At 67.7% G+C, this 9,045-nt stretch carries 12 protein-coding genes and 1 pseudogene; 5 read left to right on the forward strand and 8 right to left on the reverse strand.

The window, feature by feature from the left end; translation table 11 throughout:
* Window positions 1-124: 124 nt before the first annotated feature.
* From QZY48_RS22820 to QZY48_RS22830, 3 genes are read left to right on the forward strand one after another with little or no spacing between them, the layout of a single operon-like run.
* Entirely contained in the window at window positions 125-307 is a 183-nt protein-coding gene (locus QZY48_RS22820) for a hypothetical protein (protein ID WP_295435425.1), read from the forward strand.
* Window positions 308-324: 17 nt separating this feature from the next.
* Complete coding sequence (locus QZY48_RS22825) at window positions 325-1,521, forward strand: hypothetical protein (protein WP_295435427.1); 1,197 nt, start codon at window positions 325-327, stop codon at window positions 1,519-1,521.
* Window positions 1,505-2,569, forward strand: a complete 1,065-nt coding sequence (locus QZY48_RS22830; protein WP_295435429.1) for a nucleotidyltransferase family protein — start codon at window positions 1,505-1,507, stop codon at window positions 2,567-2,569. The genes QZY48_RS22825 and QZY48_RS22830 overlap by 17 nt, the downstream gene beginning before the upstream one ends.
* A 286-nt stretch (window positions 2,570-2,855) precedes the next feature.
* On the opposite strand, the gene QZY48_RS22835 is transcribed toward QZY48_RS22830, so the two are convergent.
* The 5 genes from QZY48_RS22835 to QZY48_RS22855 form a co-directional block, all read right to left on the reverse strand.
* Window positions 2,856-3,269 carry a PIN domain-containing protein gene (locus QZY48_RS22835; RefSeq protein ID WP_295435431.1) on the reverse strand — a complete coding sequence of 138 codons (414 nt, stop codon included), beginning with the start codon at window positions 3,267-3,269 and terminating at the stop codon, window positions 2,856-2,858.
* On the reverse strand, window positions 3,259-3,480 hold the full coding sequence (locus QZY48_RS22840; RefSeq protein ID WP_100920068.1) for a hypothetical protein: 222 nt from the start codon (window positions 3,478-3,480) through the stop codon (window positions 3,259-3,261). The genes QZY48_RS22835 and QZY48_RS22840 overlap by 11 nt, the downstream gene beginning before the upstream one ends.
* Before the next feature lie 216 nt (window positions 3,481-3,696).
* Window positions 3,697-4,005 (reverse strand): type II toxin-antitoxin system prevent-host-death family antitoxin, encoded by a 309-nt coding sequence (locus QZY48_RS22845; protein ID WP_295435433.1) that lies wholly within the window; start codon window positions 4,003-4,005, stop codon window positions 3,697-3,699.
* A gap of 104 nt (window positions 4,006-4,109) precedes the next feature.
* Entirely contained in the window at window positions 4,110-4,658 is a 549-nt protein-coding gene (locus tag QZY48_RS22850) for a GNAT family N-acetyltransferase (RefSeq protein ID WP_295435434.1), read from the reverse strand.
* Entirely contained in the window at window positions 4,642-4,911 is a 270-nt protein-coding gene (locus QZY48_RS22855) for a hypothetical protein (protein ID WP_295435436.1), read from the reverse strand. Before QZY48_RS22855 ends, QZY48_RS22850 begins: the two co-directional genes overlap by 17 nt.
* 137 nt (window positions 4,912-5,048) lie before the next feature.
* On the opposite strand from QZY48_RS22855, the gene QZY48_RS22860 reads away from it, so the two are divergent.
* Together QZY48_RS22860 and QZY48_RS22865 are read left to right on the forward strand one after the other, a co-directional pair.
* Entirely contained in the window at window positions 5,049-5,513 is a 465-nt protein-coding gene (locus tag QZY48_RS22860) for a helix-turn-helix domain-containing protein (RefSeq protein ID WP_295435438.1), read from the forward strand.
* Window positions 5,510-5,842, forward strand: a complete 333-nt coding sequence (locus QZY48_RS22865; RefSeq protein WP_295435439.1) for a hypothetical protein — start codon at window positions 5,510-5,512, stop codon at window positions 5,840-5,842. The genes QZY48_RS22860 and QZY48_RS22865 overlap by 4 nt, the downstream gene beginning before the upstream one ends.
* Before the next feature lie 27 nt (window positions 5,843-5,869).
* Here the strand turns inward: QZY48_RS22865 and QZY48_RS22870 are convergent, their stop codons facing one another.
* From QZY48_RS22870 to QZY48_RS22880, 3 genes and pseudogenes are all read right to left on the reverse strand, one after another.
* Entirely contained in the window at window positions 5,870-7,204 is a 1,335-nt protein-coding gene (locus tag QZY48_RS22870) for an adenylosuccinate synthase (protein ID WP_295435441.1), read from the reverse strand.
* 197 nt (window positions 7,205-7,401) lie between these two features.
* A pseudogene (locus QZY48_RS22875) lies at window positions 7,402-8,505 on the reverse strand (ATP phosphoribosyltransferase regulatory subunit); the annotation flags it as partial.
* A 173-nt stretch (window positions 8,506-8,678) separates the two neighbouring features.
* Complete coding sequence (locus QZY48_RS22880; RefSeq protein WP_295435443.1) at window positions 8,679-8,840, reverse strand: DUF2065 domain-containing protein; 162 nt, start codon at window positions 8,838-8,840, stop codon at window positions 8,679-8,681.
* Window positions 8,841-9,045: the final 205 nt, after the last annotated feature.

Consider the following 9,045-nt stretch of genomic DNA (forward strand, 5'->3'; position numbering starts at 1 on the left):
GCGGCTTCAGCCGCGACGCGACCTCGTAAACGGCCGCGGGCTTGTCGCGGCTAAAGCCGCTCCCACCGGCGCGCCCGCGTTCATCTGTCTGCAACTGACCCCTTCACCGACGAGAACCATAGCGATGTACACACCCGTTGACGACGCCACCCCGGCGGCCGCCGCGCCCACCGATGCCGAGCGCCGCGCGGCCTTGCGCACACTCGGCGCCCTGGCGGCCCTGACCCCGCCGGCGGTGCTCACCCTGCTGCTATCGCCGCGTGCCTCGGCGGCGTCCGTCGGTGGGCCACCGATGATCGAGCTCTAGAACAGGGGCCGGGCATCATGCTCCACACCACACTCGGTTCGACCCGTTTGCTGGCGCACCCGGGCGACCGCCGGCTGTGGCTGCTCGATCGCGGCACCGCCGCGCTCTGGGACCTGCACGCGGCGGGCTGGGCGCCGGCGCCGCTGGCCGAGCTGCTGGTGCAGCGCTTCGGGCTGGACCCAGGTGCGGCCCGCGATTATCTGGACACCCTGCATTCTCAGTGGCACGCGGCCGGTCTGCTGGCGGAAGCGGGCACGGGGGATTGGCGCTTCGCCCCGGCGCCGTGCTTGCCGCCACTGCCCCCGCCCGCCGCGACCCCCCTCCCGCCCGGGGCCTGGCGGTTGCGGCTGGGGGATGGGGCGGTCAGTCTGGCGATCACGGATGCCCAATTGAGTGCGCGTCTCAAGCCGCTGCTCGGCCCGCTGATGATGCCCCCGTCGGCGCCTGAGCCTGCGTCGCACCTGGAGCCGTCTGGCGACCGGTTGGCCGTGCGCGGCGGTGCCTCGGGCTGGACCCTGACGGGTAACGGAACCGCTCTGGAGACGGGATATGGCACAGACGCCGCACTGGTCGCGACCCTGCACACCCTGACCGAGCTGGGCTGCCGCACCAGCGAGCGCCTGCTGGTGGTGCATGGCGGCGGACTGGTCGCGCCCGACGGGCGTGCGTTCCTGTTGGTCGCGCCCGGCGGCTCCGGCAAGAGCACCCTGACCGCGGCACTCAATGCCGCGGGCTACGGGCTGCTCAGCGACGACGTGGTCCCGGTGACCCCGGACGGCGAATTGGTGGGCCTGGGGTTGCCGCTGTGTCTGAAGCCCGGCAGTTGGCCGGTGTTGGCGGGGTGCCGACCGGACCTGGCCCAGGCGCCGACCGTGCAGCGCCTGGGCCAGGCGGTGCGTTTCCTGCCGCCATGCGGGCGGGCGGCAACCGGTCTGCGGGCGCCGGCCCTGTTTCTGTTTCCGCGCTTTCGACCCGGCCGGGCGCCCCGGTGCGAGCCGCTGTCGCCCGCGCGGGCGCTGCAAGGCATCATCGAGGCCGAGGCGGTGATCCGCGATCTGACCCAGATCAAGCTCGAGGCCCTGGCACGCTGGGTGAGTAAGGTGCCGGCCTATGCCATCAGCTATCCGGACCTCGACCAGGGTCTGGCGCTGGTACGCGACCTCCTCAATGACCGTGACTCACACGAGTACGACGCCCATGGCACATCGGCTTAGGATCACCCGCTGGTCCGATCTCGCCGCCCTGCTCGATCCGGTCGGGCGTTGCGCGGACCCGCTGACGGACGGGCGTGCCCTCGACTGGGAGGGGATTTACGGGCTGGCCGCCGCCCGCTTGGTGGCCCCCACCCTCTATGCCGTACTGGCGGCACGAGAGCGGCTGGACGCGGTGCCGACCCCGGTGCGCGCCGCCCTGGCGGAACTTCATCGGCTCAATGACGCGCGCAATGCGCGGCTGCGTGCGGTCCTGCGTGACACGGTGCGCTACCTGAACGCGGCTGGGATCGAGCCGCTCCTGCTCAAGGGGTCGATCGCCCTGCTGCCCGATCAATACCCGCAGGCGGCGGCGCGCATGATGAGCGATCTGGACCTGGCACTGGTCAACGCGCCGGCCGAGCAGGGCGAGGCCGTGTTGCGGGCGGGCGGCTATTTCGATGCACCCAATGTCAATCCGGCGGATTATGCCGCATCTCATCATGTCGCCCCCCTGTTTCATCCCAGCGGCGACGGTTATGTGGAACTGCATCGCAGGATGCTGGCCGCGTCGGTGCCCGCGCAAGCGCTCCCGCTGGCGCGGGTGTGCGGCGCAGCGCGGCCGCTTGACTGGGACGGGCTGCGGTTGTGGGTGCCATCCCTGGAGCATCGGCTGCTGCATAATGCGTTGCACCATCAGGTGGCTGATGGGGGCTTACACGCTGGGCATCGCGCCTTGCGCCAACTGTTGGAGTTTGCGCAACTGCGGGCGCTGCCGGGCGCCGCGGGGATCGCTTGGCCGGGCCTGCTCGCCGCGCTCGATCGGGTGGGGCAGGGCAGTGCGGTGCGCGCCTATCTGCTCGCGGTGCAACGGTTGTTCGGCCAACCGTTGCCGGCCGGCGTCAGGCCCGGTGTCACGGCCCATTGGTCGCAGTGCCTTGCTTGGCTGCGCATCGCGCTGCCGCGCCTGGCGCCGCAATTCGATCTGGCCGGACGCCTGCACAACCTGCCCCAGCGCCTGATCACGCCGAGTTGGTATCCGCAGAAGATTCGTTCCCTGTGTCAGCGGTGATTGCCCGGGCGGTGGGCCGATGGCCTCCCGGGTGCGCGGCCTCAGGCGCGGATCACCTTTCAGATCGAATTCCGGATGGTTACGGGGGGAATCGGGGACGCACCACGATTATTCGCGGCCTCCTCCCCGATGAACCGCTCAAGCGCAAGCGCACGCAGCACCGGGCCCGAATTGCGATCCGGGCGGGGGGCGGATCGGCGAGGTGGCGCCGTGCGGCATGGCTGACTCGGCAGCGGTTCACGGCGGACAGATCCGCGACCGGCGCCCTGCCGGCCGATCGGGTGGTTCATGGTTCGACTGGTTCGAGAAACGGGTTGACGACGGTCAATCCGGGGCCCACAACCTGGCCGTGCTGCAAGTCTTCGGAATAAACGATAGCGCAGCCGGCTTCTTGGGCTGCGGCGACAATCAGGCTGTCGTAGTACGAGAAGCCGAAACGCTGTGCGACATCGAGCGCGCGCAGGACCGTCGAGGGTGCCAACGGATGGAGTGGGCAGTCGCCGATGAGCCGTAGCAGGACCTCGCGGATCGCTGGGACCTCGTAGCCGAGCTTGCGGCGCATCACGTTGGCCACCTCCCCAAGGACCTGGGTGGAGATCAGACCACCGCTGGCCAGCAGTTCCAGTGCTCTGCGCTGCTTGGATTCGTCCTTGCTCAGACTGTAGAGGACGACATTGGAGTCGATGAAGCTACCGGGCATTGGCTTCGTCCCGATCGAAGACGAAGTTACCGAAGTCCTTTCGATAGGGCGCAAAAAACGCCATTAATTCTGATAACCCAGCGTCGCTGGAGGCAACCGCAGGGGCCCGGGGGTGGCGAGTCTTGAGATAGCCGATGAAGTCCAGGACCTCGGCCTGCAGGGCCTCGGGCAGCTCGGTTGCTTCATGGGCGATCAGATCGACGGCGTTCATAGATTGGCTCCGGGGACGGGGTATCGGGGTCAGAACGATTTTACGATATCGGGTCCAGACTTCATTTCAGTGATTATGCCTCGTCCGCCAGCCCACCGTAGCGGCGAATACCGAAGCTACCCCTCCCGCTCACCCGCGACGCGGCATGTTGAGAGCAATTGGATTTCCTCGATGCCTAATAGGCGAAGCAGTCCCCGAAATTGAGGGCCGCGGGGTTTATGCCTTTTCCCCACCGCTATAAGCCTGCGCAATGCGCCGGGCCGAGGTTGCGGTCACAGGCACCACTTCGAGGCCAAGGCCATCGTCACCATAGAGAAAATCCTGGCTGCGCGCAGCGCTCGGCCCGGCCGTGGGGGACGCGGACGCCCGTAATGCCTCTAACAGCGTCCGCCGGGTTTTCTTGTCCGGCGCTGTCTTGATGGGGACCAGACGCACGGTTGCATGACCGTTGCGGGTCAGAATGACCTCATCTCCAGCCTCGGCGCGGAAGTCGGGCAGGTCGGCAACGCGGATCTTGTCAGTCATGGCTTATTCCTCGATCACCGACGCCAGCTCACAGGCCCTGCGTTACCACGGCATGTCCTGAAGAACCTGGGTTTGCCACCTCGGCGCGACCCAACCAGGCAAGACTAAGGCGGAACCGAGCCCGCCCCGGCGGTTTCGATGGAGCGCACGGACAGGAACATGGGCAGCGGCTCGGGTCGGTCGCCAAGCTGTCCGCGCACGACCGCCAGCGGCGTGAAGCCAAGGCCCTGGTAGAAACCTACCGCCTGAGGCTTGGCGTCCACCACTACGCCCAGGCACCCGAAACGCTCGCGCAGTTCCAGCGCGGAGTGAAACACAGCTCGCAACAGCCGTCGGCCGATCCCTTGCCCATGATGGCGCTCGTCCACCCCTAGACGCGCCAGTCGGAGTGTGGGCAGGGGATAGTCGGGGAGATGGCCGCGGGTCGCCGCTTCGATGACATCCGCGGTGATTTCGCCGGGGCTCACCGTCACAAAGCCGAGGATGGCCCCCTGCCGCACAGCGACGAAGGTCGTGCCGATGTGGTGCCGGAACTGGTTTTGACCCGCGTACCGGTGGAAGAACCGATCGAGATCCGCGTCACCGCACCGGAATTGTGAGCGGTCGTCCGCCTTCGACAGGCGTCTGACCAGCAGGTCAGGCGTCGCGGCCATCCATCAACTCGCGCAAGGCCTGGGTCGGCGGCTCATCGGCCTCCAACCGACGCGCCAGATCGTCCAGACCCGCGGGCGTCAGGACCAGACGGGTTGGAATCAGCACATCCTCCGGGATCTCGCGCAGCGCCGCCAGGTGGTGCAACAAGGCGTCCTCCACCAGCCGCGCCTTGGTCCCCCCCCGACGTTGCAGATAGGTCTCGACTTGCACCTTGGTCTCGGCGGAAATCTGAGCGGAGATGTGAGCGTTCATCACGAATCGTCTCAGTCTTAAAGTATTCTGGGGATGCTAACACACCGGCCTGAATCAACGAAACCGGTCAACAGTCCTTTCGTTTATTTCGGTTATACTCCAGCCTTGCTGCTGCTTCATGCTTCCAGGAGGCTACCGTGACCACACTCTCGCCCACCCGCTCGCTGCCCTCGCCCGCAGAGGTCGCCCTTGCGCGGGAGAGCAGTCGGGCGCTATCGGCTTGTTTGCACACGCGCGCCGAGACCCGGCAGCTTGAGATCTTCGACGACCAAGGTGCAGCCCATCCGGTTCGTGTCCCCGTGTCGGCGCTGCGGCTGCTCGTCGATGCGCTGACCGAGATCGGCGAGGGCAATGCGGTCAGCATCATCCCGATTCATGCTGAGCTGACCACCCAGGATGCGGCGGATGTGCTCAATGTTTCACGGCCGTTCCTGGTCCGGTTGCTGGAGCGCGGCGAGATGCCGTTCCACAAGATCGGCACGCACCGGCGCGTGCGCTACGTGGACGTGATTGCCTACAAGGAGCGCATCGACATGGAGCGCAACAAGGTTCTTGATGCCTTGGCCGAGCAAGCCCAGGAGCTCAAGATGGGGTACGAATGAATGGGCTCGCACTTCACGTCGCATTGCCGGACGCCGATGACCGCCATGTGGTTGCTGCCGCGATTCATGGCGGCGCCAGCCTGATCGTCACCTTCAATTTGAAGGACTTCCCGCCGGATCGTCTCAACCCCTACAACCTGGCGGCCCAGCATCCGGATGACTTCATCTTCGAGCTACTCGCCCGGCATCCCGCCAGGGTATGCGAGGCGGCGGCCAACCACCGGCGATCACTGAAGAATCCGCCCAAGACAACAGACCAGTATCTGGATACGCTGCTGAAACAAGGGCTGACGCAGACCGTCGGGCGACTGCGGGAGTTGGCGATCTGACGGACGCGGATTGAAGGTGAAGATCGGTCAAAGGGACGGGTTCGATCTTGCGGTTGGGCTGTGGATCGCATACTCGAACGGATTGCGCAGCACCAGGGTCTCGGCCCGATCGGGCCCGGTCGAGAGCAGGTCGATGGGTAACCCGCACAGGTCCTCGATGGTCTTGAGATAGGCGCGCGCATTGGGCGGCAGGGACGCCAGTGAGTCGGTGCCCACGGTGGACTCCGACCAGCCCGGCAACTCCAGATAGCGCGGGGTGCAGCGGGCCACGGCATCGGCACCCACCGGCAGGGTGTCGAGCGTCTGGCCGTCCATCTCATAGGCGGTGCAGATCTTGAGCGTCGGCATCCCGTCTAGCACGTCGAGCTTGGTAATGCACAGACCGGTGACGCTGTTGATGGCGAAGGAGCGCTTGAGGGCGACCATGTCGAGCCAACCGCAGCGCCGCTTGCGCCCGGTGGTGGCGCCGAACTCGTGCCCGCGCTCGCTCAGCCGATCCCCCTGGGCATCGAACAGCTCGGTCGGGAAGGGCCCGCCGCCGACCCGCGTCGTATACGCCTTGACGATCCCCAGGATGTAATCCAGGTCCCGCGGCCCCACGCCGCTGCCGCAGGCGGCACCGCCGGCCGTGGTGTTGGACGACGTCACATAGGGGTAGGTGCCGTGATCGATGTCGAGCATGGACCCCTGGGCGCCCTCGAACAGCAGGTCCGCACCCTGGGCGCGCAGGGTGTGCAGTACCCCGGGCACGTCCGCCACCAGGGGCCGCAGTTGCTCCGCGTGCGCCAGGGCCTCATCCAGCACCGCGGCATAGTCGACCGGCGCGGCCTTGAACCAGTGTTCCAGGGTGAAGTTGTGATACTCCATCACCTCGCGCAGGCGCTCCTTGAAGACCTCGGGCTCCAGCAGTTCGCCCAGCCGCAGCCCGCGGCGCGCCGCCTTGTCCTCGTAGGCCGGGCCGATGCCGCGGCCGGTGGTGCCGATCGCCTTGACGCCGCGGGCCGCCTCGCGCGCCTGATCCAGCGCCACATGGTAGGGCAGGATCAGGGCGCAGGCGGCGCTGATGCCGAGCCGCTCGCGCACCGGCACCCCCGTCTGCTCCAGGGCCGCGATCTCCGCCAACAGGGCCGCGGGCGAGAGCACGACACCGTTGCCGATCAGGCAGCGCACCCCCGCCCTCAGGACGCCCGAGGGCACCAGGTGCAGGACGGTCTTGACCCCGTCGATCACCAGCGTATGGCCCGCATTGTGTCCGCCCTGAAAGCGCACCACGGCGGCCACCCGGTCGGTGAGCAGGTCCACGACCTTGCCCTTACCCTCGTCACCCCATTGGGTGCCGATCACTACGACGCTATTGCCCATCTGAGCGATTCCTAAATCTTAGCCAATGCCTGAATTTCCCAACCGGACGCGCCCTCGACCAGGCGCCGGTCGCACCCTTGGGCGCGGGCCTCCTGGTCCAGGGTCAGAACGATCGATTCGCCCCCCCCGGGAGCGCGGGCGTCCCGCCCGCGGGTTCCCGGCGTGGCAGACGAGACCCCCGCGCCCCCAGCGGCGCCACCCGGCAGCGCGGTGACGACCCGCTCCCCCGCCTGGCGCAGCCGTTGTATCTGCGCGAGCAGCGCCGGGTCCGCCGACCAGGGCGCATAGATCGCCGCCCGCTCCTGGTCGGGGGCCGCGCGCCCCGCGCCCAGCCGCAGCAGTCCCTTCAGGTCGGTGCTGAAGCCCACCGCCGGGCGCGCCCGCCCGAAGACCCGACCGATGTCGTCATAGCGCCCGCCGCGGGCGATCTCCAGCCCCCAGCCCGGGACAAAGGCGGCGAACACCGCCCCGGTCTTGTAGCGATAACCGCGCAGTTCGGCCAGGTCGTAATGGATCGAGACCTGCGGCAGCCACTGGTTCAGGGCCGCGGCCAGCCGCCGCAGGTCATCGAGCGCCGCTTGCACCGGCGCGTCGGCCGCGCGCAGGACCGTCGCGGCCCGCGTCAGGGCGTCATCCCCGTTCAACTCGGCCAGGGCCACCAACATGTCGGCCGACGCGGCGCCGAGGCCAAAACCGGCCACCAGGGTCTCGATCTCCGGGATTGCCTTGCGTTGCAGCGCGTCGAAGAGTGTGTGCTCCTGGGCCGCGGTCAGGCCCGCCTGGCGGGCCAGACCGCGGAAGATCCCCACATGCCCCAGGTCCAGGTAGCAGCCCGCGATCCCCGCGGTGCCCAGGGTCTCGATGATCAGGCGCAGGATCTCGACCTCGCTCTCGATCCCCGCGTGACCATAGATCTCCGCGCCGATCTGGTAGGGACTGCGGGTCCCGGCGAAACCGTCCGCCCGGGTATGCAGCACCGTACCCAGATAGCACAGGCGCGTGGGGGTGTCGCGGCGCAGGTGATGGGCGTCGATGCGCGCCACCTGAGGCGTCATGTCCGCCCGCACCCCGAGCATCCGGCCGCTCAGTTGATCGGTCAGCTTGAAGGTCTGCAGATCGAGATCCTGCCCGGTCCCGGTCAGCAGGGACTCCAGGTAATCGATGAAGGGCGGGATCACCAGTTCGTAACCCCAGCCCCGATACAGGTCCAACAAATCCCGGCGCAGCGACTCCAGCACCTGCGCCTGGGGCGGCAGGACCTCATCGATCCCGGTCGGCAGCAGCCAGCGTTCCTCGTCCATCGACACCACTTAAGTAGGGTCCGCTGCGCGGACCGAGTAGAGACACCGAACTTGAGCGTAGGTCCGCTGTGCGGACCGAGTAGAGACACCGATCACCGACCGAGCCCCCGACCCTCCGCCCCCCTGGTGCAGGAGTTGGGGTACGGTGAACCGCGACGCCGAACCCCCGCCGCTCAGTTGACCAGATATAAGAGTCCCACCCCGACGACCATGCTGACGAGCCCGGTCAGCCGCAGCGGGCCGTCGCGCTCCCCGGCCACCGCCAGCAGGGCGCGCCGAAAGCTCACGGGGCTCAAAAAGGGCCAGACGCCCTCCAGGACAAACAGCAGCGCCATCGCGATCAGAAGTTCATGCACCAGAGTCAGGCATCGCGCCGGTTGGACAGGGACCCCAGACCGCCGGCCGGTGCCGCGCGGCCCCCGGAGTCCCCGAAGAGCGTTTCAAGCCCGGCAGTGTTCCAGACCTGGGGGCGTTTGTCCAACGCGGGCGATCGAGGTGATGCGATCAGAACTGATGTGGTGACCGAGATCCCGGGTACGC

It is taken from the genome of uncultured Thiodictyon sp. (genome assembly GCF_903828115.1).
Classification (GTDB): Bacteria; Pseudomonadota; Gammaproteobacteria; order Chromatiales; family Chromatiaceae; genus Thiodictyon.

What these genes read in the sequence shown, in the direction of transcription:
- QZY48_RS22835 (WP_295435431.1), bottom strand. Translation starts at nt 3,269, where the DNA reads ATGCCCGGTAGCTTCATCGACTCCAATGTCGTCCTCTACAGTCTGAGC.
- QZY48_RS22825 (WP_295435427.1), top strand. Translation starts at nt 325, where the DNA reads ATGCTCCACACCACACTCGGTTCGACCCGTTTGCTGGCGCACCCGGGC.
- QZY48_RS22840 (WP_100920068.1), bottom strand. Translation starts at nt 3,480, where the DNA reads ATGAACGCCGTCGATCTGATCGCCCATGAAGCAACCGAGCTGCCCGAG.
- QZY48_RS22820 (WP_295435425.1), top strand. Translation starts at nt 125, where the DNA reads ATGTACACACCCGTTGACGACGCCACCCCGGCGGCCGCCGCGCCCACC.
- QZY48_RS22880 (WP_295435443.1), bottom strand. Translation starts at nt 8,840, where the DNA reads ATGGCGCTGCTGTTTGTCCTGGAGGGCGTCTGGCCCTTTTTGAGCCCC.
- QZY48_RS22870 (WP_295435441.1), bottom strand. Translation starts at nt 7,204, where the DNA reads ATGGGCAATAGCGTCGTAGTGATCGGCACCCAATGGGGTGACGAGGGT.
- QZY48_RS22845 (WP_295435433.1), bottom strand. Translation starts at nt 4,005, where the DNA reads ATGACTGACAAGATCCGCGTTGCCGACCTGCCCGACTTCCGCGCCGAG.
- QZY48_RS22850 (WP_295435434.1), bottom strand. Translation starts at nt 4,658, where the DNA reads ATGGCCGCGACGCCTGACCTGCTGGTCAGACGCCTGTCGAAGGCGGAC.
- QZY48_RS22855 (WP_295435436.1), bottom strand. Translation starts at nt 4,911, where the DNA reads ATGAACGCTCACATCTCCGCTCAGATTTCCGCCGAGACCAAGGTGCAA.
- QZY48_RS22865 (WP_295435439.1), top strand. Translation starts at nt 5,510, where the DNA reads ATGAATGGGCTCGCACTTCACGTCGCATTGCCGGACGCCGATGACCGC.
- QZY48_RS22830 (WP_295435429.1), top strand. Translation starts at nt 1,505, where the DNA reads ATGGCACATCGGCTTAGGATCACCCGCTGGTCCGATCTCGCCGCCCTG.